Source organism: Nocardiopsis sp. NPDC057823 (assembly GCF_042797335.1).
Taxonomy (GTDB): Bacteria; Actinomycetota; Actinomycetes; order Streptosporangiales; family Streptosporangiaceae; genus Nocardiopsis; species Nocardiopsis changdeensis.
In genome coordinates this window covers 114,800-139,384 of sequence record NZ_JBHVLR010000001.1, presented here as the reverse complement: position 1 = coordinate 139,384, position 24,585 = coordinate 114,800, and the positions used below count along the sequence as shown (strand labels likewise).

Here is a 24,585-nt window from a genome sequence, read left to right as displayed (position 1 = left end):
TACGTGGTCGGAAGAGCGGGGGGATCATGAGCCATCTGTCGGATCTGTTGCGGGAACGGCCGCTCGTCCAGGCGCCCATGGCGGGCGGGGCCTCCACTCCGGAGCTGGTGGGCGCGGTGGCCCGGGCCGGGGGCCTGGGGTTCCTGGCCGCCGGGTACCTGGCGCCGGAGCAGGTGGAGGAGCAGGTCGCCCGGGTGCGCGGGCTCGGGGTGTCGGCGTTCGGGGTGAACGTGTTCGTGCCCGGGCCCGCCGGCGACCCCGCCGCGGTGCGGGACTACCGCGAGGAGCTGGGCGCCGAGGCCGAACGCCACGGGACGGCCCCGGGCGAGCCGGTCCACGACGACGACGCCTGGGAGGCCAAGATCGACCTCCTGGAACGGCTGGGCGTCCCGGTCGTGGGCTTCACGTTCGGCTGCCCCGACGGCAACGTGCTGCGCCGCCTCCAGGAGGCCGGGTCCGCGGTGGTCGTCACCGTCACCTCGGTGGACGAGGCGCTGCTGGCGGTGGCCCGCGGCGCCGACGGCCTGTGCGCCCAGGGGGTGGAGGCCGGCGGGCACCGGGCCGCGTTCGACCCGACGCGCGGCGGCGAACTGCCGACCGCGGAGCTGGTGGTGGCGCTGGCCGGGGCCGTCGAGGTCCCGGTGATCGGCGCGGGCGGGATCATGACGGGCGGCGAGGCCGCCGCGGTGCTGGAGGCGGGCGCGGCGGCGGTGCAGCTGGGCACGGCGTTCCTGCGCTGCCCCGAGAGCGGGGCCCAGCCCGCCCACAAGCTGGCGCTGATCGACCCCGACTTCACCGAGACCACCCTGACCTGGGCGTTCACCGGACGTCCCGCGCGCGGCCTGGTCAACCGGTTCATCATCGAGCACCCCAAGGCCCCGTACGCCTACCCGGAGCTGCACCACATGACCCGGCCGCTGCGGGCGGCCGCGGCGCGGGCCTCCGACACGGGCGGCATGGCGCTGTGGGCCGGGACCGGTTTCCGGCGGGCCACCGACGACCCGGCCGCCGAGGTGGTGGCGCGCCTGCGCCGCGAGGCGGCGCAGGCGGGCGCCCGCCTCTGACCGGTCAGCGCTCCCAGTCGCCGGTGGCGAAGGCCAGGGCGGCCGGCAGCCCGGCCCGCCAGCAGGCGCGGTCGTGTCCGCCGTGGTACTCCTCCAGCAGCACGGCGCCCGGGTCGCCGCCCAGGTCCGCGGCGCGGACGGCCAGGGCGTCGCGCAGCCGCCGGTTGGGGTCGAGCAGGGACCACTCGTGGGTGCCCGCGGAGAGGTGGACGCGGTCCGGGAGGCGGTCGGCGACGGCGACCCGGGCGGTGGTGCGTTCGCTCTCCCCTCCGGCCACGGCCACGTTGGGCCACCAGAACGAGCCCGACTGGGAGACCACCCGGCCGAACCGGTCGGGGTCGGTGAGGGCGGCATGCATCGCGGTGAGCCCGCCCAGGCTCTGCCCGGCGACGAGGGTGCGCCGGGGGTCGGCGGTGATCCGGTACCTCTCGCCCAGCCGGGGCAGGAGTTCGCCGCCCAGGGCGCGGACGAACTCGTCCGAGCAGGCCAGCTGCTCGCTGCGGGAGGCGAAGTCCAGGGAGTCCACCATGACGGTGAGCATCGGCGGCAGGGTCCCGGTGTGGACGAGCCCGTCCAGGACCCGGGGCAGGTCCGCGTGCCAGTCCCGGCCGTCCAGCAGCAGGGCGACGGGCCAGGGCCGGCCGCCGGGGGGCCTGCGGTCGGGTTCGTGCACCCACACGGGGCGGCTGTCGCCGAGGACGGCGCTGGCGAACCCCCTCTCCTCCACCCGGCCCGCGGGCGCGCCGGGGTCGCCGGCCGGTGGGACGGGGGCCTCGGGCAGGGACACCACGGAGTGGCCCCCCTCCGACTGCTCGCGGGCCAGCGGGTCGGCGACCGCGTGGGCCAGGGCGGCGAACCAGCGGGCGACGGCCGGCCGGTCCTCCGGGTCGGAGACGGCCAGGGCGCGTTCGCGGCGGATGCGCAGCATCTCGGGCAGGTCGGCGGGATCGCCCGGCCCGGCGCCGGCGGGGATCGGCGCGATGGTGTAGGACGCCCGCCAGTCTCCGCGCATCCGGTAGGTGAGGTGCCGGACATCGGTGCCGGGGATCCGCTCCATGCGGTTGTGGTCGTAGGAGTCGGCGTCGGCGATCTTGTTGGCCACCAGCAGGACGTCGGCGAGTTCGTCGCCGCCCCGCCACAGGAAGGTGACGGTGCGGCGGCCCTCGGCGTCGGCCTCGCCCACCAGCGGGGTGCCGGTGCGCCGGACGGACTCCCAGAACCCCGCGGTGTCCCGGGCGGCCTCCGCCACGCAGGGTGTGGGCACCCGTTCGGGACGGACGGTGCGCTTGAGGCGCGGGGGGATCGTGTGGGTCCGCATGCGGCCCCCTCCTCGGTCGTACTCGGGTTCAGGCTTCGGGAACGCCCTCCACCTCGGACATCAGGTCGAACAGCGCGGCGACCCGGTCCTCGGACAGGGCGCTGAGCGGGGACCGGGCGGTGAGCCCCGCGCCGATGGCCTCGACGATCCGGGTGCCCTCCGCCGTGGGCCGCGCCATCCGCATGCGCCGGTCGCTGATGGAGGCGGTCTTCCTCACCAGGCCGCGCTCCTCCAGCTCCCGGGTGATGACCGAGATCCGCGAGGCGGTGCAGCCCAACTGCCGGGCCAGCGCCCCCTGGGAGGAGGCGTCGTGCAGCGCGCGCAGGGCGCGGGCCTGGAACGCGGTGAGCCCGTGTTCCGCGGCCAGCTCGGACAGCAGTCCCTCCACCCGGTGGGCGACGCGCAGCAGCGCCTCGCCCGCGTCCCGTGTCGAGGGCCTGCGGGGTGCGGTCCCGGCGGGTGCGTTCTGACCGGTCGGCGACGTCGCCGTCATCCGTCCCTCACTTCCCGGAAGTTGACATTTAGGATAGCCATACCTAAATATGCTTGTCATGAAGCAAGTAAAGCTCCTGCACAGCCTAGCCGTCGGCGCCGCCCTGACCATGGCCCTCAGCGCCTGTGGAACCGGGGGCGGCTCCGAAGCCGCCGGGGCGCAGGACACGGACACCGGGGAGACCCGGGCCGTCACCCACATCTACGGCGAGACCGAGATCCCCGTCGACCCCCAGAGCGTGGTCGCCGTCAGCGTCACCGCGGCCCCGGTCCTGCTGAGCCTGGACGTCCCCGTGGTCGCCGCCGGCACCACCACCCCCAGCGCCCTCACCGACGACAACGGCTTCTTCGCCCAGTGGGCCCCGGTGGCCGAGGAGCGCGGTGTCGAACCGCTGCCCGGCCCCGAGATCTCGCTGGAGGCGGTCGCCGCCGCCGGGCCCGACCTCATCGTCGGCAACGGCTTCGGGGCGGACGCCGTCGACGAGGCGACCTACGAGAAGCTCTCCGAGATCGCGCCCACCGTCGTCTACGGCGAGGGCGACGTCTCCTGGGTGGACCTGACCGAGCAGTACGCCCGGGCCCTGGACCGCACCGACCGGTTCGAGGAGATCACCGGGGAGTACGACGCCCTGGTCGAGGAGTCCTCGGCGCGGATCTCCACCGAGCAGCCGGTGGCCGTCCTCAGCGTCACCCCCAACGGGTTCAACGTGTTCACCGCCGAGTCCGCCCAGGGGCGCCTGGCCACCGACCTGGGGCTGACCCTCCAGGAGCTGCCCGAGGACGCGGCGGCCGACAGCACCCAGGGCGCGCGCACCGACATCGTCGGCGTGGCCCCCGAGAACGCCGACGCCCTGGGCGACGCGACCCTGCTGTTCGTGAACCCGCAGGGCGACGGGCTCGACTCCTACCTGGAGACGGCCCCCATCCTGGAGAGCCTGCCCGCCTGGGAGGACGAGCGCGCCTTCACCCTGGGCCCGTCGTCGTTCCGGATGGACTACTACAGCGTCCCCCTGCTGGCCGAGCGCCTGACCGAGGTCCTCCCCTCCTGAGGACCGCTCGCACGGGGGCGGGCCGGCCGCCCCCGTGCGCGCCCGGCCGGAGGGCCGGCCGGGGCCCGTTCGCGGCGCCGGCCGACACCGGCGCGCCGCCCGCGGGACCGGATTCTTTTACCCGCAGGTAACAATTGGGTTCTCCGGCCGCTCGGCCCTAGAGCCTGTGACCTGCCACACCCTAAGGTTCCGCCATGGGTGTATTGCGGAAGCGTGTCCTTTTTCGTGTGCTTTTGGGTGTTCTGTCGACTGTTGTGGTACTCGCCCTGGTCGGCGCGCTACTGGGTGTGTGGACCGTGCGCAGGTCGTTCCCGCAGACCTCCGGCGAGATCGCCCTCCCCGGGCTGAACGCCGAGGTCACGGTGCTGCGCGATGAGTACGGCGTCCCCCACGTGTACGCCGGCGACGCGCACGACCTCTTCATGGCCCAGGGCTACGTGCACGCCCAGGACCGGTTCTGGGAGATGGACTTCCGCCGCCACGTGACGTCCGGCCGCACCGCCGAGCTCTTCGGCGAGGCCCAGGTGGAGACCGACGTCTACCTGCGCACCATGGGCTGGCGGCACGTCGCCGAGCAGGAGTACGAGCTGCTGGAGCCCGAGACCAGGGGCTACCTCGACGCCTACGCCGCAGGGGTCAACGCCTGGCTGGCGGAGAACGACGGGGCCGCGGCGAGCCTGGAGTACGCGCTGCTCGGCGTGCTCAACGGCGGCCACACCATCGAGGAGTGGGACCCGGTCGACAGCCTGGCCTGGCTCAAGGCCATGGCCTGGGACCTGGGCGGCAACATGCGCGAGGAGACGGAGCGCGCGCAGCTGCTCGGCCTCGGGTTCACCGAGGAGCAGATCGCCGAGCTGTACCCCGAGTACCCCTACGAGGAGCACCGGCCGATCACCGACACCGACGAGCTGCTGGACACCGCGCCCGAGGGCGACCCCGAGGACGCGCGGCGCGCCCCCGAACTGCCCGGGGAGGCCGTGGCCGCCGTCGGCGCCGTGTACGACGGGGCGCTGGCCCTGCCCGAGATGCTCGGCCCGCGGAGCAGCCCCGACCTGGGCTCCAACTCGTGGGTCGTGGGCGGCGAGCACACCGAGTCGGGCCTGCCCCTGCTGGCCAACGACCCCCACCTGGGCGCGGCCATGCCCTCCACCTGGCACCAGGTGGGCCTGCACTGCACCGAGCTGAGCGAGACCTGCCCGTTCGACGTCGCCGGGTTCGGGTTCTCCGGGCTGCCCGGCGTGGTCATCGGCCAGAACGAGTCGATCGCCTGGGGCTTCACCAACCTCAACCCCGACGTGATGGACCTGTTCGTCGAGCGGATCGAGGGCGACTCCTACATCGTCGACGGCGAGGAGCGCCCCCTGGAGACCCGCACCGAGACGGTGAAGGTCGCCGGGGGCGAGGACGTGGAGATCACCGTCCGCTCCACCCACCACGGCCCGCTGCTGTCCGACACCGCCGCGGGCGCCAACCTGGCCGGGATCGCCGAGGACCCGCAGGTCGAGGGGGCCGAGGAGGGGGCCGGGTACGCGGTGGCCCTCCAGTGGACCGCGCTGTCGCCCGGGACCACCGCCGACGCCCTGTTCGTCATGAACCGCGCCCGCGACTGGGAGGACTTCCGCCGGGCCGCGAGCGGGTTCTCGGTCCCCGCGCAGAACCTCGTCTACGCCGACAACGAGGGCAACATCGGCTACCAGGCGCCGGGAACGGTCCCGGTCCGGGGCGAGGGCGACGGCCGCTACCCGGCGCCCGGCTGGGACTCCGCCTACGACTGGGAGGAGTACATCCCCTTCGAGGACCTGCCCAGCGTGTACAACCCCGAGTCCGGGTTCGTCGTCACCGCCAACCAGTCCGGCGTGGACGCGGACTACCCGCACTTCCTGACCGACGACTGGGACTACGGCTACCGCTCCCAGCGCATCAACGACCTGCTGGAGGAGGCCGTCGCCGAGGGCCCCGTGACCGGCGAGGACATGTCGGAGATCCACATGGACTCCTACCACCTGGGCGCCGAGGCGATCGTCCCCCACCTGCTGGACGCCGAGGTGTCGGGGGTCGCGGCGCAGGGGCAGGACCTGCTGCGCGACTGGGACCTGTACACCGAGCCCGACTCCGCGGGGGCGGCCTTCTACCAGGCGACCTGGCGGCACCTGCTGCCGCTGCTGTTCGACGAGCTGGACCCGGTGCAGATGACCGGCAACTCGCGCGGCATGTACGTGGTGGGCACCCTGCTGGAGGACCCCGACTCCGCCTGGTGGGCGGGAGAGGAGGCCGACGGCCGCGACGCGGTGCTGGCCGCCGCGATGGAGGCCGCCGCCGAGGAGCTGACGGAGCTGCTGGGCGACGACCCCGCCGACTGGCGCTGGGGCGACCTGCACACCCTGACCGCGACGCACCAGTCGTTCGGCACCTCGGGCATCGGGGTGGTCGAGTGGCTGTTCAACCGGGGCCCGGTGGAGAGCTCCGGCGGGTCGGCGATCGTCAACGCCACCGGCTGGGACGACAAGGAGGGGTACGGGATCACCGCGGTGCCGTCGATGCGGATGGTGGTCGACCTGTCGGACCGGGACGCGTCCACCTGGGTGCACCTGACCGGCAACTCCGGGCACGCGTTCCACCCGAACTACGACGACCAGCTGGAGCCGTGGGCCCGCGGGGAGACGATGCCGTTCGTGTTCGGCGAGGACGCGGTGCGCGCCGCGGCGGTGGACGAGCTGACCCTCGTGCCGTAGGCGTCCCGCGGGAGGACGGACGAGGGGCCCGCGCCGACGGCGCGGGCCCCGTTCCGTTCCCGGTCAGGCCTTGAGGGGGAAGGAGACGCCGGTGCGCTCCTCCGACAGCTCCCACAGGCGGCGGGCGGCGGCCCCGTCCCGGGCGGCCGGGCTGCGCCAGGACAGGCCGGGCGCGCCCCGCATGGCTCCCCGCGGCCCGGCGAACCCGGCCGGGGGGATCTCCTGGGTGGCCGCGTAGACCGTGGGCAGGGCCCCGACCGCGGCGCTCTGGGCGAACAGCCGGTTCCCGACGCGGGTGAGGAGCGTCCGGAACAGCACGCCGGCGCCGTGGCTCTGGAGGTTGGTGGCGGCGTAGCCCGGGTGGGCGGCCACCGACAGCACGGGCGAGCCGGCCTCGGTGAGGCGGCGCTGGAGCTCCAGGGTGAACAGGAGGTTGGCCAGCTTGGACTGGCCGTAGGCCCGGTAGGGCGTGTAGCCGCGTTCGAGGTCCACGTCGTCGAAGCGGATCCCCCGGACCGAGGCGTGCAGCCCGGAGGAGAGCGTGACCACCCGCCCGGTGACGTGCTCCAGCAGCAGGTTGGTGAGGGCGAAGTGGCCCAGGTGGTTGGTGCCGAACTGCAGCTCGAACCCGTCGGCGGTGCGGCCCCTGGGGACGGCCATGATCCCGGCGTTGTTGATCAGGAGGTGGATGTCGCCGCTCCATGCCTCGGCGAAGGCGCGCACGGAGGACAGGTCGGCCAGGTCCAGGCGGCGCACCTCGGTCTCGCCGGGGATGTCCGCGGCGGCGGCCCGTCCCCTGTCCTCGTCCCGCACGGCCAGGACGACACGGGAGCCCAGGCGGGCCAGGGCGCGGGCGGTCTCCAGGCCCAGACCGCTGTTGGCGCCTGTGACGACGGCCGTGGTGCCGGTGAGGTCGGGGAGTGCGACCGGTGTGCTGTTCATGTCCCCCACGGTAGGCGCCGAACGACGAAGTTGTCAATGACAACAATGATGTCGCCGACAACATCAGTTTATGCTGGACCCATGACCGATCGTCCCTATCACCACGGCGACCTGCGGGCCGCCCTGCTCGCGGGGGCCGAGCGCGCCCTGGCGGCGCGGGGCCCCGCCGCACTGTCCCTGCGCGAACTCGCGCGGGAGGCCGGGGTGAGCCACGCCGCGCCCGGCCGCCACTTCCGGGACAAGTCGGCCCTGCTCGACGCCCTCGCGCTCAACGGCTTCGAGCGCCTCACCTCGAAGCTGGCCGCGGCGGCCGAGGAGCCGGGCGACACCCGCGACGGCCTGCTCGCCCTGGCCCGGGTGTACGTGTCGTTCGCCCTGCGCAACGCCGCCCTGCTCGACCTCATGTACTCGCGCAAGCACGAACCCGACGCCCCCGAGGAGCTGACGGCGGCGGTCGGGCGCCTGCTGGACACCATGATGCGGTTCATCACCGAGGGCCAGCGGGCCGGGGAGATCACCGCGGGCGACCCGGAGGTCGTCGCGTTCACGGTGGCGGCGGCCCTGCACGGGTTCGCGGCGTTCAACTCCACCACCGCGCCCGAGGAGGCCGACGCCCTGCTGCCCGGGGTCATCGACGTGCTGGCCTCCGGCCTCCTCCCCCGCTGACGGCGGCGGTCCGGGCCGTCAGCGCTCCGGCCGGGCGAAGGGGTCGGCCGGCGGGTCGTACACGACCTCCTCGTTCAGCAGCCACACCCAGTCGGGCCGCCAGCGGGGGTCGCGGCGTTCCATCTCGGCGGCGACGTCGCCGACGGGCACGCCGCCGCCGATCGCGAAGCGCTCGCCGGCCCACTCGGGCCAGTGGTCGTAGGCGCGGTCGACCTCCACCGCCTCCGGAGTGGCCCGGACCCGCAGGAAGAACCAGCGCCCGTGCTCGGGGTGGGCCTCGGCGCGGCGCAGCGTGAAGTCCGGCAGGCCCGGGGGCACGTCCAGCCAGGAGCCGTCGGCGGCGGTCAGGGACGGGGAGGCCGACCACTCCCCCATCGACACCGTGTAGGTGACCGCGCCGCCGTGGTCGGCGGCCAGGGCGCGCAGGGCGTCGGAGAGCTCCCGCAGGGGTCCGGTCTCCGGCGGGGCGGGGCGCTCCCGCTCGCGGCAGGCCCGCATCACGGGTTCGACGAGCAGGCACCACTCCCGGTCGGAGAGCCTGCGGACGCGCAGGCGCTCGGCCGGGACCTCCGTCCCGGCGGGCACCGGGACGGCCTCGGGCGACGTCCCGGCGGCGACCCCGGCCCGGCGGAGCACGGACATCGCGGCGTCGGCGTCGAAGGGGATGTCGGACAGGAACCCCAGGTCCGCGCCGGTCACGGCGCGGTGTCCGACGGCCTCCATGAGCTCCCCGACGCGGGCGCGGAAGGCGTCGAACTCCTCCTGCCCCGCGTCCTCCCACTCCTCCAGCTCCGCGAGGTGGCCGTCCTCCAGCAGGGCGCCGATCCCCTCGGTCGCGCTCGCCGCGTCGCGGTACGGGCCGGTGTGGTAGCCGACGCCGTCCTCCTCCACGTCCCCGGGGTAGTCGGAGCGCGCCCACTCCCGGCCGTCCCACCAGTAGGCGAACCCGAGCGCGCTCCGTTCCTCGGCGCGCCCGATCCACTCCCAGGGCAGCCAGGCCGGAGCGTCGGCGAAGAGGTTCGTCGGCGTCCGGTACGGGTTGGTGGTCTCGCCCGACCGGTCCCAGCCGACCAGCAGGAACCGGCCGCCCTCGACGCGGACCAGTCGGCACCAGTTGCCGCCCCCGTCCTCCAGGACCAGCGAGCCGTCCTCGGCGATGCGGCGCCCCTCGGGCCAGAAGGAGCCCATCCCCGCGGCGACGGCCGCCTTGGCCGCGGCGAAGGACCAGAGGGTCTCGGGGTGGGGCAGGCGGTCTGCGGTGCGGGCCATGTGCGCTCCTGAACATCGTCGGTCCGCCGCAGGCTACCGCCCGCCTAGGACGGAGGCCGGGGTCGGGGCGGTGCGGGCCCCGGGGCGGGCGGTCACCGCGGCGCGGGGGCGGCGCCGTCCGCCCGGTCGGCCTCGCCCAGCAGGGCGAACTCGCGGAAGAGCCCGGCCAGCCAGGCGAAGGTCAGGGCGATGACGGTGAGGTTCTTGGCGGCGACCACGGTCGCGGTCACCCAGGGCCGTTCGGCCGCGGGCACCCACAGGCCGATCGCCGCGTTGGGCACCAGGTCGAAGACCGCGAAGGCCGCGGCCAGGAAGGCGAACTGGCCGAGGAACAGGCCGAGCCGGGGCGTAATGCCGGCCTCGAAGGCGGCCCACGCCCCGGCGGGCGTCCGCCGGTCCGCGGGCAGGACCTCGCGGGCGGCGATCCACAGCAGGGCCGCGAACAGGACCAGCCGGGAGCCCTGGGCGACGACCTCGGAGGCGATCCCCGGGCCGCCGGTGAGCGGGCTGCCGGGGGCGACGAGCGCGAACCGCTGGATCGTGGGCACCAGGGACAGGCCCAGGACGAGCAGGGCGTGGCGGGCGTAGGCGCGCAGGGCCCACAGGAGGGCGGCGCGGGCGACGGCGACCATGATTTCACCTCATTGAATAGTTCACTGTTTTGAACTATACGATGCGGTGAAGGATCGCGGTAGGGTGGGCCCGTGACCGCCGCACCGCAGGAACCCGCGGGCGACCGCGCGGGCTGGGACCTCAGCACCGCCGTCGTCCTCTTCCACGACGCCCTCGGCGCCCGCCTGGGCGTGGGCGCCACCGACCACAAGGCCCTGGGCCTGGTGCGCCGCGACGGGCCGATGACCCTGAGCGCGATCGCCGCCGGGCTGGGGGTGGTCGCCGGGGCCGCCACCGCCGTCGTCGACCGGCTGGAGGCCGCCGGGCTGGTCGAGCGCTTCCGCGACCCCGGCGACCGCCGCCGCGTCCTGGTCCGTCCCCTCTCCGGCGCCGCCCCCGCCGAACGCGACGCCTACGCGCGCCTGGGCCGGGAGACCGCGGCCTTCATGGCCGGCCTCGGAGAGGACGAGCGCCGCGCGGTCCTGGACTACATCGCCCTCACCCGCCGGCTCCTGGAGGAGGAGACCGCCCGCCTGCGCGGGGCCTAGTCCATCCCGGGCACCTCCGTCGCCGGGCTCCCGGGAGTCCGCCCGCCTGCGCGGGGCCTAGTCTCGGAGCCATGAGCACGCCCGCCGACCGCTCCGCCGTCCCGCGCCGGGCCCTGGCCGACCTGGCGCTGTGGGCCGCCCTCGCCGGCCTCACCGTCGCCGAGCTCTCCGGCTCCGACGTCGGGTTCCCGTGGTGGGAGGCGGGGGCCCTGCTCCTCGCCCTGACCGCGGCCGTGGTCCTGTCCCGGCGCCGGCCCGACGCGGCGACGGCGGTCGCCCTGGCGGCCGCCACCGCGGAGGCCGCGGCCCTGCCCGAGTCCCTGCCGCTCTCCCCGTTCGTCTCCCTGGGGGTCCTGGCCCTGCTGGCCGGGCGGCGCTCGGGCCGCCCCGGGCCCTTCGCCTCCATGGCGGTGACGGCGGCCCTGATCGTCCTCACCCTGTACACGGGCGCCGCCGTGATGGCCGGGGTCGGGACCCGCGACCTGCTGTCCGGCCTGGTGGACGTGCTCGGCCTGGTACTCGGCCTGGTCGCGATGCTGCTCGTCCCCTGGCTGCTGGGCCGGTACCTGGAACAGCGCGCCCGGCTGATCCGGGGCGGCTGGGAGATCGCCGAGCACATGGAGCGCACCCGGGCCGCCGAGGCCGAGCGCGCCCGGCTGCGGGAGCGCGCCAGGATCGCCGCCCGCATGCACGACTCCCTCGGCCACGACCTGGCCCTGCTCGCGGTGCGCGCCGCCGCCCTGGAGATGGCCTCGCAGGACTCCCCCGAGCGCGCCGAGGCCGCCGCCGGGCTGCGCGAGGCCGCGCACGCCACCACACTGCGGCTGCGCGAGGCCATCGGCGTGCTGCGGGAGGGGCCGGCCGGCGAGGACGTGGAGACGGTCGCCGAACTGGTCTCCGGGGCGGTCGAGGCGGGCATGCGCGTCCGCCTGCTGCGCGAGGGCCCCGACCCCGACCCCCGCACCCCCGGCGGCCGGGCGGTGGGACGGCTGGTCCGCGAGGCGCTCACCAACGCCGCCCGGTACGCCCCCGGTGCCGAGGTGACCGTGCGGGTCGTCCGGGACGGCGGACCGACCCGGGTGGAGGTGGACGACACCGGCGCCGGCCCGGACGGGGCCCCCGCGGTGCCCGGCGCCGGGACCGGGCTGGCCGCACTGCGCGCCGAGGTGGCCGCCCTGGGCGGGACCCTGGACGCCGCGCCCCGCCCCGGCTCCGGGTTCGCGGTCCGCGCCGAGGTACCCGACGGCGAGCCCGGGGACGGGGGCCCCGAGCCCTCCGTCATCCGGCTGGCCCGGGAGGAGGCCCGCGCCGGGGCCCGCCGGAGCGTGCTCGCCGCGGTCGCGATCCCCGTCGCCATCGCGCTGCCCGCCGTCGGGGCCGGGTTCGCCCTGCTGTGGTGGAACAGCAGCAACTCGGTGCTGCCCCCCGAGGACTACGAGCGGATCCACGTGGGCGACACCCGGGCGCAGGTCGAGGAGCTGCTGCCCCGGTACGCCTACCCCGAGCGGTCCGTGGACGGCGCGCCGCCGGAGCCGCCCGGGGCCGACTGCCGGTACCAGCTGGTGCACCAGGAGAACGGACTGCCGCCGGTGTACCGGCTGTGCTTCGCCGACGGGGTCCTGGTGTCCAAGGAGGAGATCGACCGGGAGGCCGCGGCGGACGAGTAGGGTGTGCGCGTGGAGACGGGCAACGGCACCCGGACGCTGCGCGTCCTGCTGGCCGACGACGAGGCGATGATGCGCGCCGGGCTGCGCGCGATCCTGTCCGCCGCCTCCGGGTTCGAGGTGGTGGGCGAGGCGGCCGACGGCGCCGAGGCGGTGTCCCTGACCGCGGAGCACCGGCCCGACCTGGTGCTCATGGACGTGCGCATGCCGCGGATGAACGGCCTGGACGCGGCGGAGGCCATCGCGGCCGCGCACCCGGCGACGTCGGTGGTCGTGCTGACCACGTTCGGCGAGGACGCCTACATCGAACGGGCGCTGTCCGGCGGCGCCGACGGGTTCGTGCTCAAGACCGGCGACCCGCACCAGCTGGTGGCCGGGCTGCGCGCCGTGGCCGACGGCGGCGCCTACCTGTCCCCCGATGTGGCCCGGCGGGTGGTCGGCCTGCTCGACGCCTCCTCCCCGCGGCGGTCCCGCAGCGCGCGGGCCCGGGAGCGGGTGGACCGGCTCACCGCCCGCGAACGCCAGGTGCTGGTGCTGGTCGGCGAGGGCTGCTCCAACGACGAGATCGCCCGCAGGCTCGACATCGCGGCCGGGACCGTGAAGGTGCACGTGGGGTCGATCCTGACCCGGCTCGGCGTGGACAACCGGGTGCGCGCCGCGATCCTGGCCTACGAGGCCGGGCTGCTCTGACCCCGGGACTCCCCCTACCCCTTTGTGCCTAGGCGGCCGCCGCCGTCCGGGCGATGTGCCCGGGGGCCGGGGCGGCGGAGCATACGGGCATGACACGTTCACAGACACCCCGAGCCGTCCGGACCCGCGCCCTGCTGTGCGCCGCGCTGGTCCTGGCGGCCTCCCTGTCCGCGCCGACCGCGCTGTCCGCCGTCACGGACCCCGAGCCGGTCGTCCTCCAACCCCCTGCGCCCACGGGCTCGCACCCCACCGGCCGCACCACCCTGCACCTGGTCGACCCGGACCGCGGCCACCCCTGGGTCCCGGCCGCCGAGGACCGCGACGTCGTGGTCGACGTCTGGTACCCGGCCCGGGGCGGCGGGGAGCCCGCACCGTACGTCCCGGCGTCCTTCGCCGAGACGATGAAGCGCGATTTCGAGCAGTACGGCATCCCGCGCGACGCCGTCGACGCGGCCGGGGCGCGGACGGCCTCCCGGCTCGACGCCGAGGCCGTGGACGCGCGCCTGCCGGTGCTGCTCTTCTCCCCCGGGATGGGCATGTCCCGGCACCAGTACACCGCCCTGGGCGAGGACCTGGCCTCCCGGGGGTTCGTCGTGGCGGCCATGGACCACCCCTACGAGGCGCTCGTCGTGGAGCTGCCCGACGGGCGCCTGCTGCGCACCGCCCTGCCCACCAACAACACCGGGAACCGGAGGCTGGCCGGCGGGGTGCGCCTGGCCGACGCCCGGTTCGTGCTGGACCGGCTGGAGGGGTTCGCCGCCGGGGAGGACGCCGCCGACGACTCCGGGCACCCGCTGCCCCGGGGGCTGGCCGACGCCCTGGACATGGAGCGGGTGGGCATGTTCGGCCACTCCCTGGGCGGGGTGACGACGGCGGAGACGATGCTCGTGGACGACCGGGTCGACGCCGGCGTGAACATGGACGGCAGCCTGGCCTACCACGTGGGCGACGAGGAGTGGTCCGACGCGACCCTGGCCGGGGCCTCCCGGCCGTTCGCCCTGATGGGGGCCGGGGCGAGCGGTGACGAGGGACTGCCCCACCACTCCGACCACTCCCCGGACTGGCGGCTGTTCGTCGAGGCGTCGAGCGCGCCCGTGCTGGAGGTGTACATGCCCGACGGGGAGCACATGGCGTCCACGGACCTCCAGTGGATCGCCCCGCAGCTGGAGGAGGCCTTCTCCCCGTCCTCGGCGGCCTGGCGGAACGCGGTGCGCGGCGGACTGGGCACCGTGGACCCGGAGGACTCGGTCGCCGCCCAGCGCGCGCACCTGGCGGCGTTCTTCGACCACCACCTGCGCGGCGGGGCGTCCCCGCTGCCGGACCCGGCGCCCGCGGTGACCGAGGTCACCGAGCACTGACGGGAACACGACGGCGCCCGGCCTGTGCGGGCCGGGCGCCGTCGGTCGGTCACACGTCGCGGACCCGGAACTCCGCGCGGGCGACGATCCAGGCGGCGGCCGCCCACCCCGCCACCACGACGATGTTCACCGGCCCGTCGTGCGGCGCGGTGTAGAAGCCGACATCGCCGCCCGCGTAGAACTCGATCCCCGCGGTGCCCGGGGCCAGGGCCGCCAGGTCGTCCAGCACCGGGTTCCCGGACAGCTGGAGGACCAGCGGCAGCCCCAGGAGCAGCAGGAACCCGATCACGAACGTGCCCGGGGCGCTGCGCAGCGCCGTTCCGACCCCGGTGAACAGGACGCCGAACAGCGCCATGCACAGCCCCGCCCCCAGCGCCGTCCCGGCCAGTGCCGCCGGGTCCGGGGCCGCGTACCGGCCGATGAACCCGGCCAGGACCGCCGCCCCCGCAACGGTGGACAGGACGCCGACCACCCCGGCCAGCCCCGCCACCACCAGCGTGCGCGCGGCCAGGACCAGGGAGCGGTCCGGCCGGGCCAGCAGCGTCCCGGTGACGCCCCGGTCCCCGAACTCGCCGGTGGCGGCCAGCGCGGCCAGGGTGAGCACCGTGAACTGCACCAGGTAGAAGTGCCCCTGGGAGAGCAGCCGGGCGTAGGCCAGGGAGTCGGCCTCATCGGGGTTCTCGGCGATCCGCGACAGCTCGGTGAACCCCATGAGCGCGGCGAACACGGCCATCCCGAGCAGGGCCGCGGCCACCGCCCACCATGTGGAGCGCAGGGAGGTCAGGCGGATCCACTCCGCGGCGGACTCTCGGCCCAGTTCGGCCGGGTACCGGCCCCTGGTCCCGCTCATCGGGCTCCTCCCGTCGATCCGTACTCCACGGCCTCGCCGGTGAGTTCCAGGTAGGCCTGCTCCAGGGACGCCTCCCTGGTCAGCAGGCCGTGGACGCGGACGCCGGCCTCGTACGCCAGGTCGCCGACCTCGGCCGCCGGGGCGCCGAACACCCGCAGCAGGCCGGGCCCGTCCTCCACCCGCACCGCGGGGCCGCGCCGCTCCAACCGCTCCCGCAGGGTCCCGGGGTCGGGGGTGCGCACCTCCACGTGGGTGCGCGACCACGCGCCGATGACCTCGGTGAGCGGGGCGTCGACGATCAGCCGCCCCCGCCCGATGACCACGAGGTGGTCGGCGACCGCCTCCATCTCGCTCATCAGGTGGCTGGAGACGAACACGGTGCGGCCCTCGTCGGCCATCCGCCGCACCAGCGCGCGCATCCACCGCACCCCGTCCAGGTCGAGTCCGTTGACGGGCTCGTCGAAGACCAGCACGCCGGGGTCCCCCAGCAGCGCGTCGGCCACCCCCAGCCGCTGCCGCATGCCCAGCGAGTAGCCGCCCACCCGCCGGTCGGCCGCGTCGGACAGCCCGACCTGTTCCAGCACCTCCTCCACCCGGCTCCGCGGGACGCCGGTGCCCACCGCCTTGGCCCGCAGGTGGGCCCGCGCGGTGCGCCCGGGGTGGGCGGAGCCCGTGGACAGCAGGGCGCCCACCCGCAGCGCGGGCCGGTCCAGATCCCGGTAGGGGCGGCCGTCGACCAGCGCCTCGCCGGACGTGGGCGCGGCCAGCCCCAGCAGCACCCGCATGGTGGTGCTCTTGCCGGCCCCATTAGGCCCCAGGAAGCCGGTCACGCGGCCGGGCTCCACCGTGAAGGTGAGCCCGTCCACCACCGTTCTGTCCCCGTAGCGCTTGGTCAGTTCCCGCACCGTCAGCATGTGCGGCCTCCTCGTCTCGTCGGTCCCGTACAGCGTCCGTCCGGCCGGCCCGCCGGCGCATCGGAGGTTCGTCGGGACCCGGCTATCCCTTTGTGCGTAGGGGTCGCCCCGGGGTCCGGTTCGGGCGGGGACGGCGTCGGGTAGACCCCCGGTACGGGCCGGTCGGGGGGACCGGCGGAAACGGGGGAGGACCATGCACGCGAAGGTCGGCGACCACCTGCGCACGCACGGGGTCACCAGCGGCGACGGGCGGCACCTCGGGGAGATCATCGAGGTGCGCGGGGCCGAGGACGGCCCTCCCTACCTGGTGCGCTTCCCGGACGGGGCGGAACGCCTCATCTACCCGGGGCCGGACACGGTGGTGGAGCCCCGGCGCCCGGTCGACTGACGGAGCGTCCACGGGGGCGGCGGACCACGCGGGTCCGCCGCCCTTCGCGTGTCCGAAAACCGGTGGCCCGCCGGGGCCCCCGCGCCTACGCTCCCAACAGGCGGCAGGCCGTACCCACGGCCGCACAGGCATGCGCGCACCGCCCGATGGTCGCCCCGACGGAGCAGAAAGGAACGGACACATGGCCACCACCACAAGGATGGGACGGGCCTCGGTCCGCAACATCGGGATCATGGCCCACATCGACGCGGGCAAGACCACCACCACCGAGCGCATCCTGTACTACACCGGCACCTCCCACAAGGTCGGCGAGGTGCACGACGGCACCACCGCCACCGACTTCCTGCCGGAGGAGCGCGAGCACGGCATCACCATCGCCTCGGCGGCGGTCACCTGCCGGTGGACGGTCGACGGCGCGGTCCACACCGTGAACCTCATCGACACCCCCGGCCACATCGACTTCACCGTCGAGGTGGAGCGGTGCCTGCGCGTCCTGGACGGCGCGGTCGCGGTGTTCGACGCGGTGGCCGGCGTGGAGCCCCAGTCCGAGACGGTGTGGCGCCAGGCCGACCGCTACGGCGTTCCGCGCATCTGCTTCGTCAACAAGATGGACCGGGTCGGCGCGGACATGGCGCGGACGGTGGAGATGATCGGCGACCGGCTGGGCGCGGTCCCGCTGGTGCTGCACCTGCCGGTCGGCGCGGAGGCGGGCTTCCGGGGCGTGGTCGACCTGGTCGGCATGCGCGCCCTGGTGTGGCCGGCCGACGCCGGCCCGGGCGAGGCGTACGAGGTCGCCGCCGTCCCCGACGAGCTGGCCGGGGAGGCGCGGCGCTGGCGCGCCCGCCTGCTGGAGACGGTCGCCGAGCACGACGAAGCGCTGATGGAGCTGTACGTGCGGGGCGAGGAGCCCGCCGAGGCGGAGCTGCACGCGGCGGTCCGGCGGCTGACCGTCGGATCGGTGGACGGCCCGGTGACGGTGACGCCGGTGCTGTGCGGCACCGCGTTCAAGAACAAGGGGGTGCAGCCGCTGCTGGACGCCGTGGTCCGCTACCTGCCCTCCCCGCTCGACGCGGGGGAGGCGGCCGGGGTCCGCCCCGGGGACGCGGGCGCGGCGGTCGCACGCCCTCCGTCCGAGGACGCGCCGCTGGCGGCGCTGGCCTTCAAGATCACGGGCGACCCGCACCTGGGCCGCCTGACGTTCGTCCGGCTGTACTCCGGCCGGCTGGACACCGGCGACCGGGTGTACAACCCGCTCCGGGGAGAGAAGGAGAGGATCGGCAAGATCTACCGCATGCACGCCGCGACCCGGGAGGAGGTCCCCACGGCGGTCGCCGGCGACATCGTCGCCGTCATGGGGCTGCGCCGGACCGGCACCGGGGAGACCCTGTGCGACGCGGCGGACCCGATCGTGCTGGACTCCATGGACTTCCCCGACCCCGTCATCGAGGTCGCGGTGGAGCCGCGGTCCCGGTCCGACCGGGACCGGCTGTCGTCGGCGGTCGTCCGGCTGTCGGAGGAGGACCCGTCCCTGCGGGTGCACACCGACGCCGAGAGCGGCCAGACCATCCTGGGCGGTATGGGCGAGCTGCACCTGGAGATCCAGGTCGCCCGCCTGCTGCGCGAGTTCGGCGTGGAGGCCCGGGTGGGCCGTCCGCGCGTCGCCTACCGGGAGACCATCCGGCGGGCGGTCGCGGCGGTGGACCGCACGCACCGGAAGCAGACCGGTGGCCGGGGCCAGTTCGCCCGGGTGCGGATCGCCGTCGAGCCGTTCGATGGCGGGTACGAGTTCGTGGACGAGGTGACCGGGGGCCGGGTGCCGCGTGAGTTCGTCCCCGCCGTGGACAGGGGCTGCCGGGACGCGCTGCGGCTCGGCGTCCTGGCCGGGTACGAGGTGACCGGGGTGCGGGTGCGCCTGCTGGACGGGGCGTTCCACACCGAGGACTCCTCCGAGCTGGCGTTCCGGACGGTGGGCCTGGACGCCATGCGGGAGGCCCTGGCCCAGGCCGACCCGGCGCTGCTGGAACCGGTGATGGCCGTGGAGGTGACGACGCCCGAGGACTGCATGGGCGACGTCATCGGCGACCTCAACGCCCGGCGCGGCCGGGTGCGGTCGCTGGCGGAGCGGCGCGGGGCCCGCGTGGTCTCGGCGGCGGTGCCGCTGGCGGAGATGTTCGGCTACGTGGGCGACCTGCGCGGCCGGACCTCGGGCCGGGCGTCCTTCGTGATGGAGTTCGACTCCTACGCGCAGGCGCCCGACGCGGTGGCCGCGGCGGTGGTCGGCCGGTAGGCGGGGCCCCGTCCCCTTCCGGGGGGCGGGGCCCGTCCGTGCGCGGGCACGGGGGACGAACGTGCGCGGGCACGGGGGCACGCGTGCGCGGACCGTCAGGACCGGAGGGCGGCGCGCAGCAGGACGAGCTGGTCGTGGGTGTCCAGGACGGACTCGGCCAGGCCGACGTCCACGTCCTCCAGCTCCTTGAACAGGGTCTCCATCAGGGGGATCAGGTCGAGCAGCCAGATCACCACCTGGGGGTGGCGCACGGTCGGCGAGGTGGCCACCACGGTCCCCGCCGTGTCGGCGAACTGGCGCAGGGCCCGGGGGTGGTCGGCCCAGCGCCGCAGCCGGTCCGACCAGGCCTCCAGGAACGGGGACAGGTCGTCGAAGGCGGTGGCCAGCGTGTCCAGGATCAGGACGGCGGGGCGCTCCTCGGGCTCGCGGTCCAGGGTGTGCAGCCACAGGGCGGCGAAGCAGGCGCGGACGGCGGCGCGCTCGTCGGCGGGCCACTGCCACCAGCGGGCCAGGTCGAGTTTGGCGGCCACCGTGTCGATGTCGATGTGCCCGCCGCCGGGGAGGGCGAGGTCGAGGATGCGCGGCAGGAAGTGGCGCAGGTCGTCGACGCCGCCCCAGGTCGTGAGGACCTTGGCCACGAACCGGCGCAGGTCGTCCTCGCCGAGTTCGCGCAGGGGCGAGCGGCGCAGCAGGCGCTGGTCCTCGTCCGTGACGCAGTGCGGGCAGCCGTCGATGCGGGCGGCCAGGCGGTGGCGCGCGAACACGGCGTACAGGCGCTCGACCGCCTCCCTCACCGCTCCCCCTCCCCGGTGGACGGGCCGGCGCAGGCCGGACGGCGTGGGGCGCGGACGGCGGCGCGCGGGTCCGTGACGGCGGGGAGCGGACCGGGTCCGAAGGAGTGGATACCCGCCCGGGTGAGCCCGGCCCGGCCGCGGGCCCCGGCGGAGGACGCCCTGTCGCGGCCGTGCGCCGCGACGGCCCCGCCGGCGATCCGCAGGATCCCCTCACGCCGCCGGCCGCCCTCGCCCCGCGGTGCCCGGCGCCGACCCGGACTCGTTCTGCTCACCCGCAGGAGTCTACGGTCCCGCGGCCGTGGAAAGACCCACAAGCCTTGGTGCTGCGGCTCTTCCGTTACCTGCCGGCCACCCGGCGGACGGATCGGTGGGGACCTTCGGACGCGTTCCCGCGCCCCGTCCCGCCGCCCCCGGACCCGGTGCCCGGGTTCACTCCCGGCGGGAGCGGGCGGCGAACCTCTGGACGGCGAAGAGGACCAGCAGGCCCAGGGCCGCGGCGGTGCCGAAGGAGGCGAGCGACGCGGGGATCCCGGAGCCGAGCAGGTCGGCGTACGGCTCCCGGGTGAGCGCGCGCGCCAGCGCGAAGACGGCGACGAAGAGCACCCAGGACACGATCGAGGCGGCGTTCATCGGCGGGCTCCGAGGGGTGCTGTGCAGGGCATGCCGCGCATCCTAGCCGACGGCCGCGCGGCGTCCGGAGTCCGGAGCCCGCGGCGGGGGTACCTTTCACGCGGGAGGTCCAGCCTCCCCCGACCGAACGCCGGTATCCTCGGCGCGGCCGCCGACGCGGCCCGCGCACACCCCCGGGGAGGCCGGCGCCCGCCCCGCCCCCGAGTCCGCCGCCCGACCCGCTACCGAAGACGCACGGGACCATCCCCCGGTATGACGACACCGTCCGCGCGTCCGCGCAAGGATTACCGATATGGACCCCTACGTATGGCTCGGTGCCCTGCTGGGCACCCTGTCCTGCGTCGCCTACGCCGCGGCCGCGGTGTCCCAGTGGCGGCTGGCCGTCCTGGTGCCCGAGCCGCTGATCGAACGCGGCCCCCTCGCGTCCCTGCTGGCACGGCCCCTGTGGTGGACCTCGATCCTCCTCAACGGCGGCCGTGCCGCTTTCCAGGTGGCGGCCCTGGCCTTCGCCCCGCTCACCGTGGTGCAGCCGCTGGGCGTCCTCGCCCTGGTCTTCGCGATCCCCTGGGCCACCCGCCTCGGCGGGCGGCGGCTGACCCGCCGACAGACCGGGGGCGCGGTCCTGGTCGTGGCCTCGGTCGCGGTCCTGCTCTCCCTGTCGGTGACCGACGGCCGCAGCGACCCCCTCACCGTCGCCGACGGGTGGGCCGTCACCCTGGGCACCCTGGCCCTGCTCACCGCCGGGGCCTGGGCGGCCGGCCGCTGCCCGGCCGCCTGGCGCAGCCACCTGCTCGCCGCCGTGGCGGGGGTCGCCTTCGGCGTCTCCTCCGCCCTGGCCAAGACCACCGTCACCGTCATCGGCACCGACGGGGCCGCCGCGCTCGCCCACCCGGCGGCCATGGGCACAGCGGTCGTCGCCGTCCTGGGGATGTTCCTCGCCCAGGCCGCCTACCAGGGCATGGAGCTCGGATCGCCGCTCGGTGTGACGACGGTCGTCAACCCGGTCGCGGCGTCCTTCGTCGCCATCGCCTTCATGGGCGAGTCCTTCCTCGGCGGCCCGATCGGCCTCGTCCCGGCGGTGCTGGCCGCCGCGGGCTGCGCCTACGGCATCTCCCTGCTCACCGCACGCCTCCCCGCCCCGGCTGCGCACCCCGCCTGAGCGTCCGCGCCCGCACGGGGCCTGGTCGGGGAGGGTCCTCCTCCCCCGCGTACGGCGGCACCGGGGTGCGTCCGCGCCGGGAAGGAGGACCTCTGGAAAAAAAATTCCGGCGCGGTGTCGATCCGCGCGGGGGCCGTTCGACGAGAGGGTGTACGTGCGAACGGAAACGAGGAACACATCATGCGCACCCTGATCGTCACCGCCTTCATCTCCCTCGACGGCGTCATGGAGGCCCCGGGCGGAGAGTCCGGCTACCGCAACAGCGGCTGGACCGTGAACTCCGTCGAGTTCGACGAGGCCGCCTACGCGATCAAGGCCACCGAGCAGGACGAGGCGACCGCCATGCTGATGGGCCGCCGCAGCTACGAGGCCTTCGCCCCGGTGTGGCCCTCGATGACCGAGGAGTTCAAGGGCTACAACGCCATGCCCCGCTACGTCGTCTCCACCACCCTCACCGAGCAGGACGAGCGCTGGCCCGCCACGATCCTGCGCTCGCTGGACGACGTGGCCGCCCTCAAGGAGACCGAGGGCGGGCCGATCATCGTCCACGGCAGCTCCACCCTGGCTCAGGGGCTCGCCGACGCGGGCCTGGTCGACCGCTACCACCTGCTGGTCTTCCCGGTGCTCCTGGGCGCGGGCAAGCGGCTGTTCAGCGACGCCGACAAGGACCTGACCAAGCTCAGGCTCGTGGAGCACGAGGCGTACTCCAACGGCATGCAGAAGCAGGTGTTCGACGTCGTCCGCTGACCCCGGGGCGCACCGCGCGACCCCCGGAGGGCGGGTGCGGCCGGGTGCCCGGCCGCACCCGCCCTCCGGCCGCGCCCGTCGTCCCGGACCGCCACCCGGTCACCGGACCGGCCGAGAGTTGACGTATCCTCCCATGTCAGCGGGGCGTCCTTGCGGCTTTCGCCCCTGATGCCGGTGGTCCGCCACCGCGGACCCCACGCACGCCGGCAGCCCTCGGCCCAACCCCCGGACGCGGATCGGTGCCCCCATGGCGGAACAGGACACGCCCCTCCAGCCCCTCGAACACGACGCCCGCGTGACCCGGTGGGAGCGCAGGGCGGAGATCCCCATGCTGCTGCTGGCGGTGGCCTTCCTCGTCGCCTACGCGTGGCCGGTCATCGACCCGGGATTGGAACCGGACCTGTACAACGTCCTGCAGGCCCTCTCCTGGACGGTCTGGCTCTCCTTCACGGTCGACTTCGCCATCCGGATCCACCTGAGCGACCACCGCCTGCAGTACGCACTGCGCAACTGGTACGACGTGGTCCTGGTCCTGCTCCCCATGTTCCGGATGCTGCGCCTGCTGCGCCTGTTCTCGCTCGTACGCATGCTGAACCGCTCCACGGTCGGCCACTCGATGATCGGGAAGACCTCCGTCTACGTCACCGGCGCGGCGGCCCTCATGGTCTTCCTGAGCGCGGTGACCGTGCTCGACGCGGAGCGGGGCGCCCCCGACGCGAACATCACCGAGTTCGGGGACGCCCTGTGGTGGGCGATCGTGACGGCCGCGACGGTCGGCTACGGGGACTTCTACCCCGTCACCCTCGAAGGGCGGCTGGTGGCGGTCGTGCTGATGATCATGGGCGTGGGCCTGATGGGCGTGGTGACGGCGGCGGTCGCCTCGTGGTTCCTGAAGAGCGCCGCACCCTCCACCGAGTCCACCCCGTGAGGCCCCGCGCCGGTCAGGCGCCGCGCCTGCCCCACTCGATGGCGGGGCAGGTGTCCATCACCATCGGCACACCGGCCTCCGCCGTCCGCCGGAACGCCTCCTCGTCGACCACCCCGAGCTGGAACCACACCCCCCGGGCGCCGATCGCCACGGCCTGGTCGGCGAACTCCCCGGCCGCCTCGGACCGGCGGAAGACGTCCACGACGTCGATGCCGCCGACGGCTTCGGCCGCCTCGGCGAGCGTCGCGTAGGCCTTCTCGCCCAGGACCTCCTCGCCGGCGGCCGCGGCCCCTGGGTGGATCGGGACGATCCGCTTGCCCTTCGCCTGGAGCACCCGGGCGACGCCGTACGCGGTGCGCCCGGTGTCGTTCGACAGGCCCACCACGGCCCAGGTCCCGGTCTCGTCGAGGAGGTGGTCGATGGTCTTCTGGTCCAGCCACGGCTCGGTCATGTCGGTGGACAACAGCCCCGCCGCCCCGCCGATTCCCCGCCCTCCCCCGCGGCCCGGCGCCCGACCGCCGCACCGGGGCCCGGGCGGGACCGCGCTCCTCCTTTGCATCATGCTGCACCGCGCGCGGCAGCCTCGTGCCGACGTTCCGCCTTCACTTCGGCACCGAGCGTTGCGATCGTGAGAACGGCCCCCGCGGAACCCCCGGGGGCCGTTCCCCTTCCGGGCGCGCCCCGGAACACGTCGCACCGCGCTGGCGCGGTGGTGAGGAGCGAGCATGCAGACACAGGTCCGACCGCACTGGGGCATCGTCCCCGGTGCCCTGGAAGAGGACGCCGAGGGCCGGGTGTTCCGGTCCGGCCTCCCCGTCACGGCGACCCCCGTGGTCGTGGGGGCGGCCGGGGCGATCGTCGTCGCCTACGCCGCGGGCGCCCTCGTCAACGCCCTCGGCGGCACCCACCCCACCCTCCCCCACGCCTAGAGACCAGGAGACGCAGTGATCCCCCTGACTCCCCCCGCCTCCCTCGCCGGCGCGGACGCCCTGAGCGAGACCGACGGCGGCAGCATCCGCTTCGGCGCGGCGCCCGTCACGGCGACCCCCCTCGCCGTGACCGCGGGCCTCGCGGCCGGTGTGGCCCTGGGCTACGCCCTCGCCAACAGCACCCACCCGACCCTGCCTCAGAGCTAGTCCGGACCCCTGGAGCCACAGTGAACGACGTTTCCTTCCTCTCGCGCCCGGGCTCGCTGGCCGACATCGACATCCGCGACCCCCGCGGCCGGTCCGTGTCGACGCAGGCCCCGGTCACGGCGACCCCCGCCGTGACCGCGGGGGTCGCCATCGGCTACGCCCTGATCTACGCGTTCAACGCCGGCGTCAACAGCACCCACCCGACCCTGCCCATGTCGTAGCGATCGGGAACCGCGGTCCGGGGGGGCCCGGCGCCCCCGGCCCCGCCCCCCCCCCCCCCCCCCCCCCCCACCCAGGGCCCCCCCCCCCCCCCCCGGCGCACCCCGCGGGGGCCCCCGCGAGCGGGGC

At 75.2% G+C, this 24,585-nt stretch carries 27 protein-coding genes; 16 read left to right on the top strand and 11 right to left on the bottom strand.

What is annotated here, in order from left to right; translation table 11 throughout:
* Positions 1-26 precede the first annotated feature (26 nt).
* The gene (locus ACFVNO_RS00700) at positions 27-1,064 is read left to right on the top strand and encodes a nitronate monooxygenase (protein ID WP_378888172.1); all 1,038 of its coding nucleotides are present in this window, start codon (positions 27-29) and stop codon (positions 1,062-1,064) included.
* Positions 1,065-1,068: 4 nt separating this feature from the next.
* Here the strand turns inward: ACFVNO_RS00700 and fes are convergent, their stop codons facing one another.
* Both fes and ACFVNO_RS00690 read right to left on the bottom strand, forming a co-directional pair.
* Entirely contained in the window at positions 1,069-2,382 is a 1,314-nt protein-coding gene (gene fes / locus ACFVNO_RS00695; protein ID WP_378888169.1) for an enterochelin esterase, read from the bottom strand.
* A 28-nt stretch (positions 2,383-2,410) separates the two neighbouring features.
* Positions 2,411-2,875, bottom strand: a complete 465-nt coding sequence (locus ACFVNO_RS00690; protein ID WP_355264023.1) for a MarR family winged helix-turn-helix transcriptional regulator — start codon at positions 2,873-2,875, stop codon at positions 2,411-2,413.
* Between the two features lie 58 nt (positions 2,876-2,933).
* On the opposite strand from ACFVNO_RS00690, the gene fepB reads away from it, so the two are divergent.
* Both fepB and ACFVNO_RS00680 read left to right on the top strand, forming a co-directional pair.
* The gene (gene fepB, locus ACFVNO_RS00685; RefSeq protein WP_355264026.1) at positions 2,934-3,923 is read left to right on the top strand and encodes a Fe2+-enterobactin ABC transporter substrate-binding protein; all 990 of its coding nucleotides are present in this window, start codon (positions 2,934-2,936) and stop codon (positions 3,921-3,923) included.
* 194 nt (positions 3,924-4,117) lie between these two features.
* A complete protein-coding gene (locus tag ACFVNO_RS00680) occupies positions 4,118-6,655 on the top strand; it encodes a penicillin acylase family protein (protein ID WP_378888164.1) in 2,538 nt (845 codons plus the stop codon).
* Positions 6,656-6,718: 63 nt separating this feature from the next.
* On the opposite strand, the gene ACFVNO_RS00675 is transcribed toward ACFVNO_RS00680, so the two are convergent.
* The gene (locus ACFVNO_RS00675) at positions 6,719-7,597 is read right to left on the bottom strand and encodes an oxidoreductase (RefSeq protein ID WP_220564636.1); all 879 of its coding nucleotides are present in this window, start codon (positions 7,595-7,597) and stop codon (positions 6,719-6,721) included.
* 81 nt (positions 7,598-7,678) lie between these two features.
* On the opposite strand from ACFVNO_RS00675, the gene ACFVNO_RS00670 reads away from it, so the two are divergent.
* On the top strand, positions 7,679-8,263 hold the full coding sequence (locus ACFVNO_RS00670) for a TetR/AcrR family transcriptional regulator (RefSeq protein WP_378888161.1): 585 nt from the start codon (positions 7,679-7,681) through the stop codon (positions 8,261-8,263).
* An 18-nt stretch (positions 8,264-8,281) separates the two neighbouring features.
* Here ACFVNO_RS00670 and ACFVNO_RS00665 read toward each other — a convergent pair whose 3' ends face one another.
* Positions 8,282-9,532, bottom strand: coding sequence for a hypothetical protein (locus ACFVNO_RS00665; protein WP_378888158.1), 1,251 nt, complete (start codon positions 9,530-9,532; stop codon positions 8,282-8,284).
* A 92-nt stretch (positions 9,533-9,624) separates the two neighbouring features.
* Positions 9,625-10,164: a hypothetical protein gene (locus ACFVNO_RS00660; RefSeq protein WP_355264041.1), complete on the bottom strand. Its 540-nt coding sequence runs from the start codon at positions 10,162-10,164 to the stop codon at positions 9,625-9,627.
* Between the two features lie 72 nt (positions 10,165-10,236).
* Between ACFVNO_RS00660 and ACFVNO_RS00655 the strand changes: the two genes are divergently transcribed.
* The 4 genes from ACFVNO_RS00655 (at position 10,237) to ACFVNO_RS00640 (ending at position 14,404) form a co-directional block, all read left to right on the top strand.
* Complete coding sequence (locus tag ACFVNO_RS00655; RefSeq protein ID WP_378888155.1) at positions 10,237-10,692, top strand: MarR family transcriptional regulator; 456 nt, start codon at positions 10,237-10,239, stop codon at positions 10,690-10,692.
* A 71-nt stretch (positions 10,693-10,763) separates the two neighbouring features.
* Entirely contained in the window at positions 10,764-12,359 is a 1,596-nt protein-coding gene (locus tag ACFVNO_RS00650) for a sensor histidine kinase (protein ID WP_378888152.1), read from the top strand.
* A 9-nt stretch (positions 12,360-12,368) separates the two neighbouring features.
* A complete protein-coding gene (locus tag ACFVNO_RS00645; RefSeq protein WP_355264050.1) occupies positions 12,369-13,046 on the top strand; it encodes a response regulator transcription factor in 678 nt (225 codons plus the stop codon).
* Positions 13,047-13,135: 89 nt separating this feature from the next.
* Positions 13,136-14,404 carry an alpha/beta hydrolase family protein gene (locus tag ACFVNO_RS00640; RefSeq protein WP_378888149.1) on the top strand — a complete coding sequence of 423 codons (1,269 nt, stop codon included), beginning with the start codon at positions 13,136-13,138 and terminating at the stop codon, positions 14,402-14,404.
* Positions 14,405-14,453: 49 nt separating this feature from the next.
* Here ACFVNO_RS00640 and ACFVNO_RS00635 read toward each other — a convergent pair whose 3' ends face one another.
* Both ACFVNO_RS00635 and ACFVNO_RS00630 read right to left on the bottom strand, forming a co-directional pair.
* Positions 14,454-15,254: an ABC transporter permease gene (locus ACFVNO_RS00635; protein ID WP_378888146.1), complete on the bottom strand. Its 801-nt coding sequence runs from the start codon at positions 15,252-15,254 to the stop codon at positions 14,454-14,456.
* Complete coding sequence (locus tag ACFVNO_RS00630) at positions 15,251-16,168, bottom strand: ABC transporter ATP-binding protein (protein ID WP_220564628.1); 918 nt, start codon at positions 16,166-16,168, stop codon at positions 15,251-15,253. Before ACFVNO_RS00630 ends, ACFVNO_RS00635 begins: the two co-directional genes overlap by 4 nt.
* A 193-nt stretch (positions 16,169-16,361) precedes the next feature.
* On the opposite strand from ACFVNO_RS00630, the gene ACFVNO_RS00625 reads away from it, so the two are divergent.
* Together ACFVNO_RS00625 and fusA are read left to right on the top strand one after the other, a co-directional pair.
* Complete coding sequence (locus ACFVNO_RS00625) at positions 16,362-16,556, top strand: DUF1918 domain-containing protein (RefSeq protein WP_220564627.1); 195 nt, start codon at positions 16,362-16,364, stop codon at positions 16,554-16,556.
* Positions 16,557-16,737: 181 nt separating this feature from the next.
* Positions 16,738-18,843, top strand: coding sequence for an elongation factor G (gene fusA / locus ACFVNO_RS00620; protein ID WP_378888143.1), 2,106 nt, complete (start codon positions 16,738-16,740; stop codon positions 18,841-18,843).
* Positions 18,844-18,938: 95 nt separating this feature from the next.
* Here the strand turns inward: fusA and ACFVNO_RS00615 are convergent, their stop codons facing one another.
* The 3 genes from ACFVNO_RS00615 to ACFVNO_RS00605 form a co-directional block, all read right to left on the bottom strand.
* Positions 18,939-19,637: a hypothetical protein gene (locus ACFVNO_RS00615; RefSeq protein ID WP_220564625.1), complete on the bottom strand. Its 699-nt coding sequence runs from the start codon at positions 19,635-19,637 to the stop codon at positions 18,939-18,941.
* Positions 19,634-19,909, bottom strand: a complete 276-nt coding sequence (locus ACFVNO_RS00610; protein ID WP_355264068.1) for a hypothetical protein — start codon at positions 19,907-19,909, stop codon at positions 19,634-19,636. The genes ACFVNO_RS00615 and ACFVNO_RS00610 overlap by 4 nt, the downstream gene beginning before the upstream one ends.
* Positions 19,910-20,066: 157 nt before the next feature.
* Entirely contained in the window at positions 20,067-20,267 is a 201-nt protein-coding gene (locus tag ACFVNO_RS00605) for a hypothetical protein (RefSeq protein WP_355264071.1), read from the bottom strand.
* A 292-nt stretch (positions 20,268-20,559) separates the two neighbouring features.
* Here ACFVNO_RS00605 and ACFVNO_RS00600 point away from each other — a divergent pair, with 292 nt between their 5' ends.
* The 3 genes from ACFVNO_RS00600 to ACFVNO_RS00590 all read left to right on the top strand — a co-directional run bounded on the left by ACFVNO_RS00600 (position 20,560) and on the right by ACFVNO_RS00590 (position 23,101).
* Positions 20,560-21,426, top strand: coding sequence for a DMT family transporter (locus tag ACFVNO_RS00600; RefSeq protein WP_355264073.1), 867 nt, complete (start codon positions 20,560-20,562; stop codon positions 21,424-21,426).
* Between the two features lie 180 nt (positions 21,427-21,606).
* On the top strand, positions 21,607-22,173 hold the full coding sequence (locus ACFVNO_RS00595; protein ID WP_355264076.1) for a dihydrofolate reductase family protein: 567 nt from the start codon (positions 21,607-21,609) through the stop codon (positions 22,171-22,173).
* A 247-nt stretch (positions 22,174-22,420) separates the two neighbouring features.
* Positions 22,421-23,101 carry a potassium channel family protein gene (locus ACFVNO_RS00590; protein WP_355264079.1) on the top strand — a complete coding sequence of 227 codons (681 nt, stop codon included), beginning with the start codon at positions 22,421-22,423 and terminating at the stop codon, positions 23,099-23,101.
* A gap of 13 nt (positions 23,102-23,114) precedes the next feature.
* On the opposite strand, the gene ACFVNO_RS00585 is transcribed toward ACFVNO_RS00590, so the two are convergent.
* Entirely contained in the window at positions 23,115-23,552 is a 438-nt protein-coding gene (locus ACFVNO_RS00585) for a CoA-binding protein (protein WP_355264115.1), read from the bottom strand.
* A gap of 274 nt (positions 23,553-23,826) precedes the next feature.
* Here ACFVNO_RS00585 and ACFVNO_RS00580 point away from each other — a divergent pair, with 274 nt between their 5' ends.
* Genes ACFVNO_RS00580 through ACFVNO_RS00570 form a run of 3 tightly spaced genes read left to right on the top strand, consistent with a single transcriptional unit; the run spans position 23,827 to position 24,458 of the window.
* Positions 23,827-24,030, top strand: coding sequence for a hypothetical protein (locus ACFVNO_RS00580; protein WP_355264082.1), 204 nt, complete (start codon positions 23,827-23,829; stop codon positions 24,028-24,030).
* Positions 24,031-24,045: 15 nt separating this feature from the next.
* Positions 24,046-24,237 carry a hypothetical protein gene (locus tag ACFVNO_RS00575; protein ID WP_355264085.1) on the top strand — a complete coding sequence of 64 codons (192 nt, stop codon included), beginning with the start codon at positions 24,046-24,048 and terminating at the stop codon, positions 24,235-24,237.
* 20 nt (positions 24,238-24,257) lie between these two features.
* The gene (locus ACFVNO_RS00570; RefSeq protein WP_220564619.1) at positions 24,258-24,458 is read left to right on the top strand and encodes a hypothetical protein; all 201 of its coding nucleotides are present in this window, start codon (positions 24,258-24,260) and stop codon (positions 24,456-24,458) included.
* Positions 24,459-24,585 lie beyond the last annotated feature (127 nt).